This window comes from Paenarthrobacter aromaticivorans (genome assembly GCF_019038615.1).
In the GTDB taxonomy this organism is placed as follows: Bacteria; Actinomycetota; Actinomycetes; order Actinomycetales; family Micrococcaceae; genus Arthrobacter; species Arthrobacter aromaticivorans.
In genome coordinates this window covers 477,305-496,931 of sequence record NZ_JAHOPC010000002.1, presented here as the reverse complement: position 1 = coordinate 496,931, position 19,627 = coordinate 477,305, and the positions used below count along the sequence as shown (strand labels likewise).

The 19,627-nt window shown below is 61.7% G+C and carries 18 protein-coding genes; 7 read left to right on the top strand and 11 right to left on the bottom strand.

Annotated features, from left to right (window positions below; all coding sequences use genetic code 11):
* Positions 1-84 precede the first annotated feature (84 nt).
* Both KSW38_RS05815 and KSW38_RS05810 read left to right on the top strand, forming a co-directional pair.
* On the top strand, positions 85-2,694 hold the full coding sequence (locus KSW38_RS05815) for a cation-translocating P-type ATPase (RefSeq protein ID WP_216923637.1): 2,610 nt from the start codon (positions 85-87) through the stop codon (positions 2,692-2,694).
* A 54-nt stretch (positions 2,695-2,748) separates the two neighbouring features.
* Positions 2,749-3,207, top strand: a complete 459-nt coding sequence (locus KSW38_RS05810; protein WP_216923636.1) for a universal stress protein — start codon at positions 2,749-2,751, stop codon at positions 3,205-3,207.
* On the opposite strand, the gene pta is transcribed toward KSW38_RS05810, so the two are convergent.
* Positions 3,204-5,279: a phosphate acetyltransferase gene (gene pta, locus KSW38_RS05805; protein WP_216923635.1), complete on the bottom strand. Its 2,076-nt coding sequence runs from the start codon at positions 5,277-5,279 to the stop codon at positions 3,204-3,206. The genes KSW38_RS05810 and pta overlap by 4 nt on opposite strands.
* Positions 5,280-5,484: 205 nt before the next feature.
* On the opposite strand from pta, the gene KSW38_RS05800 reads away from it, so the two are divergent.
* Positions 5,485-5,907 carry a pyridoxamine 5'-phosphate oxidase family protein gene (locus KSW38_RS05800; protein WP_216923634.1) on the top strand — a complete coding sequence of 141 codons (423 nt, stop codon included), beginning with the start codon at positions 5,485-5,487 and terminating at the stop codon, positions 5,905-5,907.
* Here KSW38_RS05800 and KSW38_RS05795 read toward each other — a convergent pair.
* The 4 genes from KSW38_RS05795 to KSW38_RS05780 all read right to left on the bottom strand — a co-directional run bounded on the left by KSW38_RS05795 (position 5,846) and on the right by KSW38_RS05780 (position 9,959).
* Positions 5,846-7,714, bottom strand: coding sequence for a heavy metal translocating P-type ATPase (locus KSW38_RS05795; protein WP_216923821.1), 1,869 nt, complete (start codon positions 7,712-7,714; stop codon positions 5,846-5,848). The genes KSW38_RS05800 and KSW38_RS05795 overlap by 62 nt on opposite strands.
* 72 nt (positions 7,715-7,786) lie before the next feature.
* On the bottom strand, positions 7,787-8,854 hold the full coding sequence (locus KSW38_RS05790; protein WP_216923633.1) for a zinc-dependent alcohol dehydrogenase family protein: 1,068 nt from the start codon (positions 8,852-8,854) through the stop codon (positions 7,787-7,789).
* Positions 8,855-8,937: 83 nt separating this feature from the next.
* Positions 8,938-9,402, bottom strand: coding sequence for a pyridoxamine 5'-phosphate oxidase family protein (locus tag KSW38_RS05785; RefSeq protein WP_216923632.1), 465 nt, complete (start codon positions 9,400-9,402; stop codon positions 8,938-8,940).
* A gap of 86 nt (positions 9,403-9,488) precedes the next feature.
* Positions 9,489-9,959, bottom strand: coding sequence for a pyridoxamine 5'-phosphate oxidase family protein (locus KSW38_RS05780; protein ID WP_216923631.1), 471 nt, complete (start codon positions 9,957-9,959; stop codon positions 9,489-9,491).
* 152 nt (positions 9,960-10,111) lie between these two features.
* Here KSW38_RS05780 and KSW38_RS05775 point away from each other — a divergent pair, with 152 nt between their 5' ends.
* Positions 10,112-11,821: a GAF domain-containing sensor histidine kinase gene (locus KSW38_RS05775; RefSeq protein ID WP_216923630.1), complete on the top strand. Its 1,710-nt coding sequence runs from the start codon at positions 10,112-10,114 to the stop codon at positions 11,819-11,821.
* A 21-nt stretch (positions 11,822-11,842) separates the two neighbouring features.
* Here the strand turns inward: KSW38_RS05775 and KSW38_RS05770 are convergent, their stop codons facing one another.
* Positions 11,843-12,532, bottom strand: a complete 690-nt coding sequence (locus KSW38_RS05770; RefSeq protein WP_216923629.1) for a response regulator — start codon at positions 12,530-12,532, stop codon at positions 11,843-11,845.
* 228 nt (positions 12,533-12,760) lie between these two features.
* Here KSW38_RS05770 and KSW38_RS05765 point away from each other — a divergent pair, with 228 nt between their 5' ends.
* The 3 genes from KSW38_RS05765 to KSW38_RS05755 all read left to right on the top strand — a co-directional run bounded on the left by KSW38_RS05765 (position 12,761) and on the right by KSW38_RS05755 (position 15,605).
* Complete coding sequence (locus KSW38_RS05765; protein ID WP_216923628.1) at positions 12,761-13,123, top strand: SPW repeat protein; 363 nt, start codon at positions 12,761-12,763, stop codon at positions 13,121-13,123.
* Positions 13,124-13,220: 97 nt separating this feature from the next.
* Positions 13,221-14,606 (top strand): MBL fold metallo-hydrolase RNA specificity domain-containing protein, encoded by a 1,386-nt coding sequence (locus KSW38_RS05760; protein WP_216923627.1) that lies wholly within the window; start codon positions 13,221-13,223, stop codon positions 14,604-14,606.
* A 135-nt stretch (positions 14,607-14,741) separates the two neighbouring features.
* A complete protein-coding gene (locus tag KSW38_RS05755; protein ID WP_216923626.1) occupies positions 14,742-15,605 on the top strand; it encodes a universal stress protein in 864 nt (287 codons plus the stop codon).
* A 66-nt stretch (positions 15,606-15,671) separates the two neighbouring features.
* On the opposite strand, the gene KSW38_RS05750 is transcribed toward KSW38_RS05755, so the two are convergent.
* From KSW38_RS05750 to KSW38_RS05730, 5 genes are all read right to left on the bottom strand, one after another.
* On the bottom strand, positions 15,672-16,514 hold the full coding sequence (locus KSW38_RS05750) for a universal stress protein (RefSeq protein ID WP_216923625.1): 843 nt from the start codon (positions 16,512-16,514) through the stop codon (positions 15,672-15,674).
* A 40-nt stretch (positions 16,515-16,554) separates the two neighbouring features.
* Complete coding sequence (locus KSW38_RS05745) at positions 16,555-16,998, bottom strand: pyridoxamine 5'-phosphate oxidase family protein (RefSeq protein ID WP_216923624.1); 444 nt, start codon at positions 16,996-16,998, stop codon at positions 16,555-16,557.
* A gap of 108 nt (positions 16,999-17,106) precedes the next feature.
* A complete protein-coding gene (locus KSW38_RS05740) occupies positions 17,107-17,637 on the bottom strand; it encodes a flavodoxin family protein (RefSeq protein ID WP_216923623.1) in 531 nt (176 codons plus the stop codon).
* Between the two features lie 26 nt (positions 17,638-17,663).
* Positions 17,664-18,107, bottom strand: a complete 444-nt coding sequence (locus tag KSW38_RS05735) for a universal stress protein (RefSeq protein WP_216923622.1) — start codon at positions 18,105-18,107, stop codon at positions 17,664-17,666.
* A gap of 87 nt (positions 18,108-18,194) precedes the next feature.
* On the bottom strand, positions 18,195-19,526 hold the full coding sequence (locus tag KSW38_RS05730; protein ID WP_216923621.1) for a sensor histidine kinase: 1,332 nt from the start codon (positions 19,524-19,526) through the stop codon (positions 18,195-18,197).
* Positions 19,527-19,627: the final 101 nt, after the last annotated feature.

Below are 19,627 nucleotides of genomic sequence, written 5' to 3'. Positions count from 1 at the left end.
CCCAACCGTGCCCTTTGGCCCTAGACGTGCCCCGGTCACACGTGGAGCCTTACATCGAACAGGCGTCCCGTTTTTGGAGAAATAATGGCCCTAGGGAACAAACCCCCCGCACCGCCGCCTGCGGTCACCGGAACCGACGGCCTGAGTTCCCGCATGGCTGCGCAGTTGTTGGCAGAAGCGGGACCCAACATATTGCCGCAAGCCAAGAGGGTGCCTCAGTGGCGAAAGCTGCTGGGCGAGTTGACACACTTCTTCGCGTTGATGTTGTGGGTCGCAGCGGTATTGGCATACGTCGGTGGCATGCCGCAGCTGTGCGTGGCAATCATCGTTGTTGTCATCGTCAACGGGGTCTTCGCCCACATCCAGCAAGAACGTGCCCAGCACGCAGCCGAACGGCTGCAGGGCCTCCTCCCGGCCGAAGTAAATGTGCGGCGTGATGGCAGGATCCAAAGCGTCCATGCCAGTGAGCTGGTCCCCGGAGACCTCGTCAGTATGGCAGCCGGGGACAGGCTTCCCGCCGACATCGTTTTTGTCTCGGCATCAAACTGCACGGCAGATGAATCCATGCTGACGGGTGAGAGCGCAGCAGTGCCGAAAGGAACCAATGACCCGGCCTGGGGCGGAACGTTCCTTGTCAACGGCGAAGCAGAAGGCATTGTCACCGCCACAGGCAGCAACACCAAGCTGGCCGCGATTGCCGCCCTCACGAGCGGCACCAAACCGCCACCCACTCCCTTGACCATGGAACTCCGAAGGATCGTCCGGCTCGTAGCATTCGTCGCCTTGAGCGTGGCAGGCGTCTTCTTCGTCGTTTCCCTCTTGGTTGGAATCGTCTGGCGCGACTCGTTTCTGTTTGCCATCGGTGTGGCCGTTGCGCTGATTCCGGAGGGTCTGTTGCCCACCGTCACTTTGTCACTGGCTATGGGAGCTCAGCGCATGGCTGAACGACAAGCTCTGGTCCGCAACCTGGAGGCAGTGGAAACACTTGGTTCCACAACCTTTATCTGCACGGACAAAACGGGAACCTTGACGCAAAACCGGATGAACGCCGTCGAGGTCTTCACTGCCGACGGTCCGGTGAAGATCGTGGGCGAGGGCTACGGGCCTGAAGCACGGATCGAAGGGCAGGCACGAAGCATGGCTTTGCTGGCCGCCTTGGGCGCACGGGTAGCGTCGCAGGGACGGGCGGTGCACCACGAAGGCGGCTGGACGGCCAGCGGCGACCCCATGGAAGCGGCGATTGATTCCCTTGCGCGTCGGCTGTTGGGACGTGAGCCTGAAACGGTCAAAATCATCCGACGCTTTGCCTTTGACGCCGACAGGCGCCGGGAGTCCGTGATTGCCGGGACCACACTGTACGTCAAGGGGGCACCGGAATCCGTTTTGCCACTGTGCACGGACACCTCAAGCGTTTTGGCTGGTGCCGTAGAGGCGATGGCTTCCCGCGGGTTGCGTGTGATAGCAGTGGCAAGCAGGGAATTGCCAGGAACGGCTTCGGACTGGCTGGACCGATCGGCAGAGGACGCCGAACGCAACCTTGCACCTCTGGGGCTCATCGGACTTCATGATCCGCCAAGGCCGGACGTGGGTGACGTGATCAAGGCAGCAAGAGGGGCCGGAATCCGGATAGCAATGATCACTGGCGACCACCCATCAACGGCCGGGGCAATCGCCAGGGAGATTGGCCTGATGGGTCCCGACAACCTCGTTGTCCAAGGCGCGGACCTCCCCGGAGATGAGCAAATCCTAGGTGCCCTCCTGGACCGCGATGGAGTGGTGGTCAGCAGAGTCTCCCCGGAGCAAAAGCTCCGAGTGGCGAAGGCGCTGCAGGCACGGGGCCATGTGGTAGCGATGACGGGAGACGGCGTCAACGACGGTCCCGCGCTTCGCCAGGCCGATATCGGAGTAGCCATGGGCCTCAGCGGCACGGATGTTGCCCGCGAAGCTTCGGACCTGGTTCTCCTGGACGATCATTTCGCCACGATCGTGGCCGCAATCGAGCAAGGGCGGGCAACGTACTCGAACATTCACCGCTTCCTCACTTACCACCTCACCGACAACGTAGCGGAATTGGCACCTTTCGTTATCTGGGCCCTGTCAGGCGGCCAGTTTCCCCTTGCGCTTGGTGTCCTTCAGATTTTGGCGCTGGACATTGGAACAGATCTGCTGCCTGCCTTGGCTCTCGGGGCCGAGGCTCCGGGAAAGCGGGTATTGAAGAGGCCCCCCGAAAAACGGCACCTCCTGGACCGTCACCTCATGCTGCGGGTGTTTGCCGTGATGGGGCCCACGGAAGCCTTGATCGCAATGGCGGCGTTTTCAACGGTCCTGTTCGGCAGCGGCTGGGTTCGGGGTCAATCATGGGATCCCGGTGTACTGATGTCAGCGTCCGGGGCTGCGTTTGCCGCCGTCGTGCTGGGCCAACTGGCTACCGCTTTCGCCTGCAGGAGCGCAACGGCGCCCCCGTGGAAGCAGGGTTGGTTTACCAACCGCCTCCTGCTGTGGGCGGTATCCGCTGAATTGGCGGCGCTGGCCGTGTTCCTGTTCGTTCCACCTCTTGCCGGAATCCTTGGACAAGCGCCGCCTACCGCAGCGGGCTGGACTGTAGCTGTCCTTGCTATTCCTGGCGTTCTCAGCGTCGATTGGCTCTACAAACGGCTGCGTCACAGGCACAGCGAAACCTCTTCGCCTGCCTGAAAAACATGTCCTTCGGCCCTATCGTTGCATCATGCCCAGCGTCAAGCTGGTCCCATGAACTCACAATCACGGCCGAATCGAATCGTCGTCGGCGTCGATGGCTCCGAATACTCCTCGAAGACCCTCGAAATGGCAGGCCGGATGGCATCCACACTGGGTGGGCCGATCGACGTCATCACGTGCATCGGAATGTCGGATTTCTACATGGCATCCCGCTTCGAACATGAGCTGACCCGCTTCACGTCACAGCTTGAGGACACGGCCAGGCGACTGGTGGATGAGGCACTTGAGCGTGCTTTCGGCGAATCCCGCCCCGAGGGCCTGACCGTCACCGTGAAATTTGGCGAACCTGCGAAGGTATTGGTCGAGGAAAGCCGCGGATCCCAACTGCTCATTGTAGGCAGGCACGGCGCGGGGGGCTTCCTTAACCAGCCCATTGGCTCGGTCAGCAAGGCCTGCGCAGCCCATGCCCACTGCCCGGTTCTTGTGGTGGCTACGGAGGAAGAAGCCTAGCTTGGCTCCTGTGCCTGGACGGCAGTGATGGCAACCGTGTTGATGATGTCCTCCACGGTTGAGCCCCTGGACAGATCGTTGATGGGCTTACGAAGTCCTTGAAGGATAGGCCCGACGGCGACAGCACCGGAGGACTGCTCCACCGCCTTATAGGTGTTGTTGCCGGTGTTGAGGTCGGGAAAGATGAAAACAGTGGCCTTTCCTGCCACTGCGGACGACGGCAACTTGGAGCTCGCGATGGTTGCATCCACCGCCGCGTCGTACTGGATAGGCCCGTCCACCGGAAGCCCAGGACGCGCCGCCCTGACCAGTTCCGTGGCCCGGCGCACCTTGTCTACGGCAGTTCCTGATCCAGAGCCTCCTGTCGAGTAGGAAAGCATGGCCACCCTCGGCTCCACACCGAAACGGGAAGCAGTGTCAGCCGAGGCGATGGCGATTTCCGCGAGTTGATTGGCATTCGGTTCAGGAACCACGGCGCAGTCTCCATAAACAAACACCCGGTCCGGAAACAACATGAAGAAGACAGAGGACACCAAGCCCTCCCCCTTCCGGCCTTTCACGAACTCCAAGGCCGGCCGAATGGTATTGGCGGTAGTGTGGGCGGCGCCGGAAACCATGCCGTCCGCTTCACCGAGTTGGACCATCATGGTGCCGAAGTATGCCCCATCAAGCATGATTTCCCGGGCACGCTCCATGATCATTCCTTTGTGCGCCCTCAAGCGGCAATACTCGGCAGCAAAGCGCTCCCTGAGGGGTGAGCTGGCCGGATCAAGGATCTGGAGGCCACTTACGTCGATGCCATGGGCTTCAGCGAGCTCCCTGACCCCAGCTACGTTGCCCAGCACCGTCACCTTGCAAACGTCCCGGCGTCGAAGGATCTCCGCCGCACGCAGAACGCGCAGTTCTTCGCCCTCGGCGAGGACAATCCTTCGCTCCTGCTTCCGGGCCTTTTCGATCAGCTCATTGAGGAAGCGGAGCGGCGTCATCGTCGCAGGATGGGGCAGGGCCAAACGATCGAGCATTTCGGTTTCGTCGATGGAGCGGGACCAAACCCCCAGAGCCGCCGCCAGCTTGCGGTTCTCCCCAGTGTGGATTTCACTGCGCACTCCTGCCACCTCTTGTGCCGTGGCATACGTATCCTTCGAGTCCACGAAGACGGGGAACGGTGCACGGTCCAACAAGGGCAATACCTGAGCACCTGGCAGCAAACCGTCCGCCAGGATAATGCCCGCGGGCGTAGGGAGATCGGGCGCCAAAGCAGAGGCCAGGCAAGCCATCATGACGTCGGATCGGTCGCCGGCAGCGATGACCAGGTCGCCTGCACGAAAGGTCCGAAGAAAGTTGTCCACGTTCATCCCCGCCACCTTGATCTTGCCCACGTCACGGTCCAGTTCCGTGCTGCCCGATAGACGGGTGAGGCCCAGGGAAGATACGACGTCGGCCACAGTCGGGGTGGAAATCCCGGGCACTTCCGGTATCACATAGGAAGGGACCTCCCCTACAGAAGCCCTGACGGCTTTGTAGACCTCGTCCATCACGCCGGGATCGACACGGTTCACCACCAACGCCAGAACCGGGCAATGCGCCGCCTTGAACTGCCTGATGCCTGCCTCCGCGGCGCCAACTGTCTGTTCCGCCGGGAGCCCCTGTGCGCCAACCACAGCCAGGACGGGCAGACCAAGGTTGTTCGCCAGCCGAATGTTGAGGTCCAATTCCTTGTCGGAGTCGCTTCCGCGGAGGTCCGAGCCATCAACCACCACCGCATCGCACCCGTGCGCGATCTCCGTGTATTCCCTGAGCATCAACGACAACAGTTCGTCCTGAAGGCCTGCGGCGACGTCGGCCCTTGCTGCAGTCAAGGGCATACCGCTCCGGCAACGTGACGGTCCCAGTTCGTAGAGTCGCCGAAGCATCAAGATGACCGGGTCCTGTTGAGCTTCGGCTTGGTTGACGAACGGCCGGAAGAATCCCAGACGACCTGTCCTGCGATGCAGGGCATCGGCCAGCCCCAAAGCCACCAGCGACTTGCCGGAGCCCGGGGCAACGGAAGCGACATAAACGCCCTGGACCATACATCTCCCTCCAGACCTGAACCGGCTGCTTCATAGCTTCTCCCGAACAGGGCCTGGACGCCAGAGACTTAGGTCATGGTGCCCCGCCGGCCAACAGGACCTTTGACCCTGTTGTGGTCAACGCAGCCAGCCGTAGGATCGCGGACATCAGCTGTCAGAGGCCATCCAGCCCTGCGGCCCCTACGTCAGGTGCAGGAGAAAGACCGTGGAAAATGACGAGCGACCAGGCACTGTCCTGTCGGAAGCCGACTCATGGAAAGTCCTCGAACGGAACCAGCATGGTCGTTTGGCCGTCAGCGTCCTGGGCGAACCGGACATCTACCCTTTGAACTTCATCGCCCACGAGCGGCGCTTGCTCCTCAGGACGAATCCGGGAACCAAACTGGCCGAGTTGACCGTCAACGAGAAAGTTGCCTTCGAAGTGGAGGAGATCGTTGACGCGGAAGCCTGGAGCGTGGTCCTCAAAGGCACGGCACGCGTGATCGAGTCGCAGTCGGAAATCGACGAGGCAGATAAGTTGCCTCTCAAACCATGGATCCCGACCCGCAAATACACTTACGTGGAGATCACTCCAACGCGGGTCCAGGGCCGTCACTTTGAACTTGGGGACGAACCCGAGCGCTACTGACTGCTGGGGCCTGGGCCGTGGGGCGCCTGTTCCCCGGCCGCCGGCCGAGCGCCCTGAGCGCATTCAGGATGGTCGCCAGATCCACGAATTCCTGAAGCAGCGCACCGGCCACAGCGGGGATCACGCCCAACGTTGCCACGGCCATCAGGCCAAAGCTCAGGAGGATTCCTGTCCAGATACTCAAGCGGGCGATGCGCATGGTGTATTGGCCGATGTCAACCGCAAGCGCGGCTCTTGAGAGGTCGTCGAGCATGATGACCACGTCCGCCGATTCGCTCGCTGCAGTGGCGCCTTTGGCGCCCATGGCGATGCCGACGTCGGCCGCAGCCAAGACGGGGGCATCGTTAACGCCGTCACCAACCATCATGACCGGTCGCACAGGGATGGCCGCAACGGCGGCGACCTTGTCGGAAGGCAGACATTCTGCCTGGACATTACCGATCCCCGCGGAGTCAGCAATGTGCTGGGCGGTGGACGAGGTATCGCCGGTCAGGAGCATGGTTTGCGTGACCCCGAGCCTGCGGAGTTCCGCGAGTGTCTCCACAGCATTGGCCCGTAAAGGGTCACTCATGATGAGCGTGCCGGCAAACTTTTCCCCAACACCCACGTAGACCGCAAGTTGCCCTCCTTCCAAGGGCGTTCTTTCAAAGCCTGTCGTATTTTCTTTGATAAACCCCGGCTTTCCCACCAAGACTCTCCGCGATCCGACATGAGCGCCTACACCATTGGTGGCGTGTTCGCTGGCGCCCGTCGCCGGCAGCAACGGTAAGCCCCGCTCGCGGGCTGCCGCAATGACCGACGCCGCGAAGATGTGGGACGAGTACTGCTCAGCCGATGCTGCAAGCTGTAACAGATCGTCCTGTGACAGCACTGCCCCGGCAGCGAGGCGAATTCCGGTCAGGACAGGTCTGCCCTGGGTGAGCGTGCCTGTCTTATCGAACACAGCAGTCTTCACGCGGCTGAGCTGCTCCAACGTGCCTGCATCCTTGATAATGACTCCGGCTTTGGCAGCGCGGCTGGTGCCAGCGAGGAAGGCGACGGGCGCGGCAATCAGCAAGGGGCATGGTGTTGCAACCACGAGCACCTGCACAAACCGGACCGGATCCTGGCTGAGCCACCACGCCGCCCCGGCAAGGACAAAGGCAATCAGGGTGAACGGCACGGCGTATCTGTCAGCCAGACGCACCGTGGGAGCACGACTCGCTGCGGCCTCCCTCACCAGGGCAACAACCTGGCTGTACTGGGAGTCACTGGCAGAGGATGTGGCCACCATCCGGATGGCGTCGGCGCCGTTCACGGAGCCACTGAGCAGCAAGTCACCCGCCAGTCTCTCGGCAGGGAGGCTTTCCCCTGTCAACGCGGACTCGTCAAAGGTCCCGGCGTCCGACAACAGCCTGCCGTCCACGGGGACCGTTTCAGCCGGTTTCACCAAGAGGATGTCACCGGGACCAACGATGTCGACTCCGACCTCTTCCACAACTCCACCGGCCTCCTCCCGGTGGGCGATACGCGGCGTGCGCTCCAGCAGGGATCGGAGCTCCCTGGTGGCGCGGCCGTGGGCAAAATCCTCCAACGCTTCGCCACCGGTCAGCATGAGAACAATAACCAAGGACGCGATGTACTCCCCCACAACCGCCGTGGAACAAATAGCCGTTACGGCCAGAAGGTCAATGCCCCACCGCCCTTGAAAGAGGCCCTTGACCATGCTCCCGGCGCGGTAGAGCGCGACCGAGAGCGCGTAAATGGTGGCCGTCCCCTGCGCGGCAGCATTATTGCCGCTGATAGCCAGCGCTGCCACGCCGAGCATAGCCAACACCGTGCAGGCCACCAGCGGGAAACGCACACCCAGCGACACCAGGCGATTTCTCACGGCGAACGTTCAGTCATGGGGATTCCTACTGAGCACCACTTTCAGTGCCTCCGTTTCGGCGGCCCGTGAAAAGGTGTCGTAGGCATCCATGATCCGGTCGAGGGGAAAGTGATGCGTGGCGAACTTTTCAGCGGACAGCTTGTGCTGGGCAACCAGGCGCAGCAGCATCGGGGTAGTGTTCGTATTGACCAGGCCCATGCTGATATTGATGTTGCGGATCCACAAGTCTTGCAGGGGCAGTTCCACAGGCTTCCCGTGAACGCCGATGTTGGCCACGTTGCCTCCTGGACGCACCAGCCGCAATGCCATCTCGAAAGTCTCCGGAAGCCCTACCGCTTCCATGGCAACGTCCACGCCGGCACCGTCTGTGAGGGCCAGGACGTCGCTGATCCAATCCGGGCTCTCCGGATTGACGGTGTGCGTAGCCCCGAAATCGGAAGCCCTTTCAAGGCGGCTTTCGTTGGGGTCGATGGCGATAATCGTCGACGCTCCGCAGAGTCCCGCCGTCGACATGACCGCCAAGCCAATGGGTCCGGCACCCACGACGGCGATTATGTCGCCTGGGGCTACGCGGCCGTCCAGCACGCCGATTTCGAAGGCCGTGGGAAGGATATCCGACAGCATGACGGCCTGATCATCGCTGACGCCGTGCGGGAGCTTGTGGAGTGAGTTGTCCGCATAGGGAACGCGAACGAACTCCGCCTGGGTGCCGTCAATGAGATGACCTAAGATCCAGCCCGTACCCACTTGCCCTTCGTCTCCGAGGCAATGCGAAAACAGCCCCTTGCGGCAATTTACGCAGTGTCCACAGGACTTGATGCAAGAAATGATCACACGGTCTCCTGCCCTGATGCCGCTGACGGAACTGCCAACCTCAGTGACCGTACCCACGCCTTCATGGCCAAGGATCCGTCCAGGCTCCACCGCTGGTACGTCACCCTTGAGGATGTGCAGATCAGTGCCGCAGATGGTGGTCGTATCGATGCGCACAACCGCATCAGTGGGTTCGACGATGCCCGGATCCGGAACGTCCTTCCATGCTTTGGTGCCTGGACCGCCGTAAACGAGGGCTTTCATAGTGTTGGTCCGTTCTTTGTATGGCCTCTGTATAGCCTCAGAGCGTGTCATCCGGCACGCGCGCAGGGCAGCTTGGACGCGGGTTAGTGGAAGGTAGCGGTACGGGCGTCGTTCAGGGGGGTTCCCCAGAGGTCCGGTCGTTTGGTCTTGAAGCGGCGGCCAGTGACGGCTTCCAGACTCAGGCGCAGGTAAAAGTCCTTGTTGCCAGGTTGCCAGGGATCCAGCCCCAGCGCGTCTACGGAGGCTCTTTCCTGCTGGTCCAGGATCAGGTTCGTCCGGCCTCGTACCACCACACTCCAGGCCTTTCCGCTGCTGGCCCGGTAGCCGTCGATTTCCATGGCGCAGGGAGTGGTCATTGTGCTCCAGAATTTCGTACCCACTCCCGTACGGAAGACGATGCTGTCTCCGTCCAGAATGTAGTTCACTGGAAAGACATCAGGGTGTCCATCCACCAAGACCGCCAGGCGGCCAACGTTGGTCTGCTCCAACAGGGTCCAGCATTCGTCTGGAGCAAGCCGTTCTACGACGGGATCAGGCTTGGCGTTCATGCCCTCGACGCTAACGCCGGCAGCTCGCCGTCGTTAGGGCCGTTGGTCCCGGGCCATAGGCGTTCCGGACGCTGCGGTACCCGAAACTATTCCAAACCTGCGCGGGTTGCATCGTCCAAGGGGCTCCACCACGTCAGGGGCGGCGTCACTTTGAAGCGCCGCCCGGTCATGGAAGTTGGGACGATACGGACAAAATGGTCCTTGCGTCCAGCCTGCCAAGGGAAGAGCAGCAGGCCCACGGTGTCCAGCACATCCTGAGTCAGCTTGATGCTCTCCGTTGTCCCCTTGACCACAACGCTCCACGCAACACCGGATCCGGAGTCCACACCGTCCGCCTCCACCGCTACGGGCGTTGCCCCCAGGGCGGCCTGGAGCTTTGTGCCCTCGCCTGTGCGGAAGACCAAGGTTCCGTGGTCAACCTTGTAGTTAATGGGGAAGATATCGGGGTGGTCGTCCGCCCAGACGGCCAGGCGCCCCACCGACACACTGCGGAGGAGTTCCCAGCATTGTTTGATATCCAGGTTCTCTGGCTCGGGGATTGCTGGTTTGTTCGTCATGCGACGACACTAGACCGGCGCACAGCATTGGGACAGGGCACAAAGCCCCTGACCCAGCCCACTGGTGGATGGCTGAATTGACCCGGAGTAGGCTGGCACCGTAGACGGCTGCGACGCCTTCAGGTGTTGCCGGTCCTGGTCGAAAGGTGACAATGAACGGCTCTCCGGACTTACCACGCAACGAGCCCACAAGCCCTCCTGCAGCCCAGTTGGAAGACCTCCTAAAAGACTTCATGGCCCGCGCTGGAGAACTTCTCCAAGCACAGGAGCGAACTCGGGGGCTTCTGGAAGCTGTGGTGGGCGTGGCCGAAGACCTGAGCCTGGAATCGGTGCTGGAGCGGGTTGTCAGATCCGCCTGCGATCTTCTGCGGGCGCGGTATGGCGCCTTGGGTGTCATAGGGGAGGACAACGCGCTCAGTCACTTCATCACGGTCGGCATTGACGATGACTTGGCCACCCGGATCGGGCCGCTTCCCACAGGGCACGGGGTCCTGGGTCTTCTGATCACAGAGCCCGCACCGCTGCGGCTCCATGATCTGAGGCAGCATCCCAAAGCGTATGGTTTCCCCCGGCATCATCCCCCTATGAAGTCCTTCCTCGGTGTCCCGGTCCGGGTCCGGGACACGGTCTTCGGAAACCTCTATTTGACGGAAAAGCACGGGGGCGAGGACTTCACGCCGGAAGATGAGGATCTTGCGGTTGCTTTGGCAGCCGCAGCCGGAGTGGCCATTGAGAATGCCCGCCTTTACGAGGACGCCCGACGCCGGACTTCGTGGCTTGAAGCCTGTATGGACGTTACCGGAAGGATGCTTGAGGACGGCCAGCCAGAACGCACCTCCCTGGACCTCATTGCGGGAAGGGCCTTGCTGGAATCCGAGGCCCGGCTGGCATTGGTCCTGATACCTTCGCCCGAGCAGGATGGCGACTACACCGTGGAAGGCTCCGCCGGCGCGCACGGTGAGACGCTTAGGGGCCGTGTGCTCGCGATGGGGTCCATCGATAACCGCGCCGGCATCTTCGATGGAGCTGCGTCCACTCTCGAGGATCCCTGGCGCCTCGTGGACGGCACTGGTGAGGGCCCGCCGGGTAAATTGCTCATGGTGGACCTCAACGCCCAGGACAGTCACCAAGGGTTTCTGGTACTTGGCCGTCCGGCCGGCACCGGCGCCTTTTCGGCGACCGATGTTGAAATGGCTTCCGTCTACGGCTCCCATGTTGCGCTGGCTTTGGCCCTTGACCGTATCCACCGCTCGCGTGAGCAACTGGTGGTGTTCACGGACCGGGACAGGATCGCCCGGGACCTTCATGATCTGGTCATCCAACGGTTGTTCGCCGCGGGACTGAGCATCCAAAGCCTACGGCGCTACACCTCAACAGGGTCAGCTGCCGGGCGCATTGATGCCATAACGGACGAGCTCGACACCACCATCCGCGATCTTCGGAACACCATCTACTCCTTGCGGGCCAACACCCGTGAAAGTGAACTCCTGAGCAGCCGGATCCTTCGCACCATACAATCCGGCGCAAAAGCGCTGTCGCATGCGCCCCATCTGACACTGACAGGTGCGGTCGACGCCCTGGAAGACGAGGTTGTCGTCGAGAACCTGCTGGCAGTCATTACAGAAAGCCTGAGCAACGCCGTGCGCCATTCCGGGGCAGAAAGAATTACCGTCTCAGTGGCCGTGGAAGACAACGCGCTGATCATGGAACTGGCGGATGATGGCCGCGGGTTCAAGGAGCCTGGTTCCGGCCATGGACTGGGGAATATGGTCCGCCGGGCCGCTGAACTGAATGGTTCATGCACCATCACCAGTACTCCCGGTAAAGGTACTTTGCTCACATGGACCGTTCCGTTGGGCTGAGATGGTCGCCCCGTGCCCCCCCTAACGAACGCTACCTGCATCCTCCTCGGGCGCGTGAGCCATGAAAACCGCAGCCTGGGTCCTGCGCTCGAAACCAAGTTTCGCCAGCAAGGACGAAACATAGTTTTTGACAGTCTTCTCTGCGAGCAGCATCTCCTCGCCAATTTGGCGGTTGGTCATGCCTTGGCCCACGTACTCCAGGACACGCCGCTCCTGCGGTGTCAGGGACGCTACCCGCGGATCCAGCCTCTTTGGCTCCGTGAGTCCCTTGATAATGCGCGTCTTGACTGCCTCATCGAACAATGACTCGCCGCGGGCTGCCCGTCGTAGGGCACCCAGAAGATCCGTACCGCCGATCTCCTTGAGAATGTAGCCAGCCGCCCCTGCCAGTACTGCACCCCGTAGCGCCTGCTCGTCGTCGTAGCTTGTAAGAATAAGACAGTTCAAGCGGGGGTCAACGGAACGGACGTCGCGGCAAACTTCGATCCCTGTCCCGTCCGGAAGCCGTCCATCCAGAACCGAGACGTCCGGGTGCAGCGCTGGTATCCGGCGTGTCGCTTCCTCCGCGGACCCTGACATCCCAACCACTTCGAAACCTTCGCTTTCCAGCAGCTCCTGCAGACCCCTTCGCACCAATTCGTGGTCGTCGAGGATGAACACACGGAGGGGCCGCGACTGCGTGCCCTGGCCGGGTTCCTGTTCGCGATTCATGGGTTTCCTCTCAGGCGCAGGGCGCACGGCACATGCCGATCTTTAACTCCTCCAAATTGTTGCCGACCTCCTCAGCCGGTCACAAGGGCCCAAGGACCCTGCCAAAGCATTATGACTTTCGGCACTGTTCTGCCACAGGGCTTTGGGCGGACTCTGGGAGTACGGGAGACCGAAAGCTGCCCTGCAGAAGCAGGCGGTGTTTCCACATAATGAAGGAGCAAGATCACCATGAAGAAATGGACGCGATGGCAGGACTGGACGGTTGTCGCAGCCGGCGCCTATGCGGCCCTCTCAGTGCTATGGACCACGCAAATGGGTTCTTCGACGGCGGTAATGGTCACGCTGGGCATACTCCTTGCCATCGGCGGGGTTGTTAACCTTGCCGCGCCGGGGATGCCCGCCGCGGAGTGGGCTCAGGCTGTCATTGCTGTGGCCCTGTTGCTGGCGCCGTGGGTAGCCGGTTTCACGTCAGCCACAGGCGCGGCTTGGACCGCATGGATTGCCGGCGCCGTTGCCTTGGTGGTTACCGCGCTGGCAATAAAGCCCAGTACAGAGGAATACCGGCATCACCACGTCATGCCGTCGTCCTAGGGAGGGCAGATATCTGGCGCCGGAGCACCGCTCGGCGCCAGATGCTTCCCCGGAATCCCCCCAAACATAGTCCGCCGGCCAAAGTGGATAGGTTCCCATGCATGACAAACACTCCCCCAAGCTCCGGTTTCTCGGCGCAACGGATACGGTAACGGGTTCGCGTTACCTCCTTGGGTTCCAAGGCTCACGGATACTCGTGGACTGCGGACTCTTCCAAGGCTACAAACGGCTGCGGGAACGCAATCGGAGACCCTTCCCGGTTGCACCCTCCTCCATCGACGCCGTACTTCTGACGCATGCCCACTTGGACCATACCGGTTACGTCCCTGCCCTGGTGCGCGACGGTTTTCGCGGGCCCGTCTACGCGACACATGGAACCAGCCAACTATGCAAACTCTTGTTGCCCGACAGCGGGCATCTGCAGGAAGAGGAAGCCCGCTACGCAGGCCATACCGGCTCTTCGGTCCACGTGCCCGCCCTTCCGCTCTACACCGCCGCGGACGCCGTCAAATCACTGAACAGCTTCAGACCCGTGGATTTCAACGCGACCATCGAAGTCGCCCCCGCCATAGACGCAACATTCGTCCCGGCAGGCCACATCCTGGGGGCGGCCCAAATCCTTCTCCAATTGGGCGGCCACACCGTCCACTTCACAGGAGACTTGGGTCGGGCGGATGATCCCTTCATGTACCCGCCCCGTGATCTTGAGGAAACTGACGTCCTGGTAACTGAGTCCACGTACGGCAACCGGGCACACCCCTTGGGCAGTTCTGAAAATGAACTCGAAGAAGTCGTCAACCGGGTTACCAAGCGCGGCGGTGTAATCCTTATCGCGGCGTTTGCAGTGGGCCGTGCCGAAACTTTGATGCTGCAGTTGGCGCGTCTGCGCCGAAAAGGAAGTATTCCGGACATACCGGTCTACCTCAACAGTCCCATGGCCATCGATGCCTCCTACATGTACCAGCAGCACCCGGAGGAGCATCGCTTACGTCCCGAGGAGTTCAAGGGCATGTACGCGCTTGCCACCATGACCAGGAGCGCGGATGACTCGAAGCTCCTCAACCTGCGTGGCGGTCCGATGATCATCATTTCAGCCAGCGGAATGTTGACCGGCGGGAGGATCCTGCACCATATACAGGCGTACGGGTCCGATCCGAAGAATGCCCTGGTGCTGAGCGGCTACCAGGCCGCCGGAACCCGCGGTGCGGCACTGGCGGGCGGTGCCCGCGAACTCCGGATTTATGGACAGGATGTTCCGATACGAGCAGAAGTTGTCCAACTTGAGGGCTTCAGTGCACACGCCGACGCCGACGCGATCATCCGTTGGATGCGTTCGGCTCCGCGGGCGCCACGGATGACGTATGTCACCCATGGTGAACCAGACGCTTCAGATGCGTTACGTCTCCGGATCAAACGCGAATTGGGCTGGAATGCGAGGGTTCCGGAGTACCTGGAGACCATCTCACTTCAGGCTCCGGACTAATGGCGCAGTTTGCATCCATCCGAAACTTCGTGGGACTTCCGACCCTAACTCTTAGGAAAGGGAAGACGGAAACTGGACTCACAAAGCCCCGGGCTCGACCCTCCGGGGAACCATCCAAGAAGAATGGGACCCGTCATGAAGGAAGCAATTGTCGTTGGTGTCAGTGATTCGCCCAGCAGCGATGCCGCAACACGTTGGGCGATGCAGAGGGCGGCCGCCCTGAAGCTACCGGTGCAGCTTGTTCACGCCGTGGATGATCGTTGGGCATATGACGCCATTGGATATAACGAATGGATCAGGGAGTCGGGCGACAAATTCCTTGCTACGGCCAAGGACCGGGCCAGCAAACTTGAACCAACTGTAGAGGTAACCACCGATCTGGTCTCGGGAGGGGCCGGATACGCGCTGCGCAAGAAGTCAAAGAAGGCCTCGATGGTGGTTATCGGGTCCGGGCACAGCTGGGTTGGGGGGTCACTGACTGACCGTGCACTGCAGGTTGCCGCCGTGGCACAGTGCCCTGTGGCCGTCATCGGAGAGCACGACATGGCGAACCGGCACGGCGTCCTGGTCGGCACGGACGGCTCGGAAGAGTCCACCCAGGCCGTTGCGTTTGCTGCAGCCGAAGCCGACAGGGAAGGGCAGGAACTCACCGTGCTTCACGCCTTCCACCTGCCCGAGCCCGTGGTTAGCCGCGGCATGCCCCCAGGAAACTTCTCCGAAATCGTCGCGGAGGAAGAACGCGTGGTGTTGGCCGAAACGGTAGCTGGGCTGGCAGACAAGTACCCTGACCTCAAGGTGCATCAGGTTCTGGAGACCCACATGCGGCCGGCCGAGGCACTGCTCGCCGCTGCCGCAACTGCCCGCTTACTGGTTGTCGGCAGTAAAGGGCGTGGGGGTTTCAAGCGCCTTCTGTTGGGATCCACAGCACACTCAGTGCTTGGCCAACTGCCATGCCCGGTGATCATTAGCCGGGTCCATGCAGTGAAGCACTCGGAGTAGCTTTGGGAAGCACTCAGGGAGTTGTGCGGGCCCCGGTTCCATCCATTGGTTCCGGGGCCCCGGACGCTATGACGGTTCAGCGTGCCTGACGACTATCACCGGGCAGCCGGCGTGGTGCAGCACCGCGTGTGCAGTTGAACCAATGCTGCCCCTAACGAGGCCGTGACCTGCACTCCCAACAATGACAACCTCGGCATCACTTGTTGCGCTCAGGAGGGTTCCCGCTACGGATGTTCCGGTCAGCAGGACGTCCGCCACGTCCAGGCCCGGGAAAGCGTTGCGTACCGACCGGACCGCCGAGTCAAGCATTTCCCGGGCACCGGGTCCGCCAGCCGGGTCGTGACCGTCGTGCTTCCTGCGAACGTGCACCACCCTAAGGCTGGCGTTGGACTGGGACGCGTAGGACGCCGCGTACCTTAGCGTGGCCTCCCAGCCCTCCCCGTCAATTCCGACGACGACCGGCCCACCTGGACGCTCCACGGGACCGATAACGGCCACGGGACAGGCAGCCGTCGCGGCCAGTTCAAGGCTTACCGATCCGACCAGCAGGCCCAGGAATCCCCCCATGCCCCGGGTACCCACAACTAGGAGGGAAGCATGCGAGGCCAATTTGCGAAGGTTCTCAGCCGGCCACCCGTATACCAGGCTGGTTGTGACCTCGAGATTGGTAGATACCTCGCGAGCGCGGGCCACGCCATCGGAAACGATCGACTCGGCCGCGTGGCGCAAGCCGCTTTCGGCGATTCCAGGCACAGGGTCCATGTTGTGCGTTATGACGGGCCAGAGCGAGCAATGCACCAATTCCAGCGGGCAGTTTCTCCTGTCGGCCAGCCGGGCAGCCCAGTGCACTGCCCTGTCTGCTTCGTGTGAGCCGTCGTAACCAACGACGATCAGCTCTGTGTCGTTCATGGTTGCATCCTCACTCCGCCGCCCCTGCCCACGGGTGTTGTCAGGCCAGGTAGACGTGGCGGCCCGTCAGCTCGACGGCCTGAATCCGGACGAAGAGGTCACGTCCGCCGCCAGCCCAAGGCTCGTGCATAGCCTTGCCCCAGAGCTGGGTCAACAGCTCAGGCTCAACGACATGGGAGGACGGGCCACTGGCCAGCACCGACCAGCCTTCGCTCCTGTCCGCCCGGAAGTCGTCAACCTGGAACGATATCTGCATCCGTGCAAATGGCTCACCGATGAGCCCTTCCGCAGCTGTACGGAAGTAGATGTTGTTCTCGTGGATCACGTGGTTGACGGGCAGGATCATCACCCTCCCGTGGTGCACGAATCCAACCCTGCCGGTTGTATGGGATCGTAGCAATTCCCAGCACTGCTCTTTGCTTAGATCTTCGCTGACATGCCGTGCTCCATCGATCCGGCTGGGTTCCATGCTTGGCAACGTCATCTTTATCTCCTCCATTGGGCGGGTGCGTTCACCCGTCGCCTACTGCGAGCCTAGGAAGTCCGGGGCAGGTGGACCTAGGGCCAAAAGGCCCCGCCTACGCTTTCGGTGTCAAGTTGCACTGTCAAGAACTTCGGCCAGGATTCCTCCCCAACGGGTCGCGCGTTCGAGCTGGTCCGGGCCGACGGATGGCGTGGCGTCTACCTCGAAGCTCTGGGGCTCAGCAATCAGCGTGAAACCGGCTTTGCGTAGTCCGGTTGCGATGCCTTTGGATGCCCTTCCGGTGAGGAATGCAGGTCCGTGGTTGCGGGTATCGAATGATGCCGCCTTTTGGCCCTGGAAAGCCGGACGGAGCTGCGACAGCCACTCCCGCACGCCAACGGTCAGATTGGCATCCGGCACATCGGAACCACTTGCAGCCGCCACGTTGATGGCGGACCGTCTCGTTGACGATCGACTCATGCCGTGCACATGCGTCGGCCCTCCGACGATCAGCAAATCGCAAGCACCCGGTTCTTCCCCCGTGAGTTCGGCAACAGAGACAGTCCGGGCTTCGCCCCTGTCACTGAACCCCGCTGCAATTGCCTCCGCTACGCGGCGGGTATTCCCGTACACGGTTTCGTACACAATAAGAACATCCATTACTGGCTCCTGCCGCTGTCCGCCGTCTAACCCTTCTCCGGCTCATGCACAACGAGTACCGGGCAGTGGGCGTGTGCGACGCACGCTGAGCTGACAGATCCAACCAACAGTCCGCCGAACCCGCCATGTCCGCGCCGGCCAACGACGATCAAATCCGCCTCACGGCTGGCTTCGATGAGGCCTTGCCGGGGATGATTGCGGACGAGGTGGGACACCACGTTTTCCGGGATGGCAGGACCAAATGCTTTTTCCACGGATTGCTTGAGGACCTCCCCTGCGGCTTCCTCGAAGCCGGTGATTCCCATGGCAAGGTAGCCCTCATAGACGCGCGGATACTCCCAGAAAGCCGTAGCAACCACCTCAGCGCCCAAGGGCGCAGCCAAACGTTGGGCTTCCCGGAGTGCCGCGATTGATGCCTCCGACCCATCGACTCCAACGATGATAGTGCCCGCTGAATCTGAATTGTTCATAGCCGTCCTCCCACCGAACAAAGCATTTATACTGCCACATTCTCGTGAAAGACCGGCGCCAACCAGAGTCTAAGGTCACGACGCCACTCACAGGACGTCGCTGGATTTTCCCGAGTCGTTGGATGTGTGCGAGCGGAGTCCCGCAATGGTTTGCCGGAGCGTCCGAATGGTGTCGTCCAGTTCCGACGATACGTCCTTCATCCGCTCCAAGGCTGAAGGGTCCTCCATGAATCGCCGAAGGTTCTGAATTCCCAGCCCTGCGGCAAAGAGGCGTTGGATGACGAGGTCGTGCAGGTCACGCGCGATTCGTTCCCTGTCCGTCAGCAGCAGCGCCTGTTCCCGGAGGGCGCTGACTCGCGCCAGGTCCAATGCGAGACCCACCCGGCTGCCAAACAAGGCGCTTGATTCAATATCTGAGCGGGTGTAGAGGGCGCCGCCCACTGGACGGGCCAGCAGGAGGACTCCGTTCCCAGTCCCGCGGTGTCCCAGGGCGGAAACCAGCACCGTGCCGAGCTTTTCCGACACCCCGGCCCCGAACACCACCGCGGCGTCGTTCACGAGCTGGGATTCTCCCGTTTCCAGCACCGACGCCACGACGTCATTGGCTGGAAGCTCTTGGCCCGAGTACAACCCCTGCACCCCTACAGCCGAACGGCAGCGCTGTATTCCAGTTGGAGTCGGTACGGCTACGACGCCAAGGATAGAGTCGGAGGCCCGCAAGGCAGTTTCGGCAACACGGTCAAGATTGGCCGAGCCACTGTCCGTCTGGCTGGCGATCAGGCGGCCGCCCAACTCCATTCCGGCTTCCAGCCACCGCTGCCGGCGACGGCTCTCTTCGAAAAGGCGGGCATTCTGGATGGCAACACCGGCAGCCGCTGCCAAAGCGATGGCAAGTTCCTGATCCGCTGCGGTGAAGTCCTGGCCATTGCTCTTTTCGGTGAGGTACAAATTGCCAAAAACGATGTCCCGGACCCTGATGGGAACGCCAAGAAAAGTCTTCATGGGCGGGTGGTTCTCCGGGAAACCAGCAGCCATCGGATGATCGCGCAGGTCGTGGAGCCGCAGGGGTTCCGGCTCCCGGATCAAGTGCCCCAGCACCCCATGTCCGGTCGGAAGGTCGCCAATGGAGCTTATGCCGTCCTCGTCGATGCCCACCGTGATGAAGTGGCTCAGACGCTGGTCCTCGCCGATCACGCCCAGCGCTCCGTACTTGGCGTCCACCAGCACACAGGCCGATTTGACCACGCGATCGAGAACGGCTTCCAGGCTGAGGTCCTCAGCGATTGAAACGACTGCTGCGAGCAGCCCGTTCATTTGTTCTTGGGCGTGGAGCAACTCATCTGCCCGCTCCACGAATTCGCGGAGCAGTGTGTCCACACGCCCTTTCACCGGGGCGCTCCAGTAGTGGTCCTCGTCCATTGGGATACCGGACTCCCTTGCGTCGGTCCACGGGTGTCTCTTGGTTGAGTCTAGGGGAAATCACGGGATACGGACATATGTCCCGGAACGTCTGAAGGGAG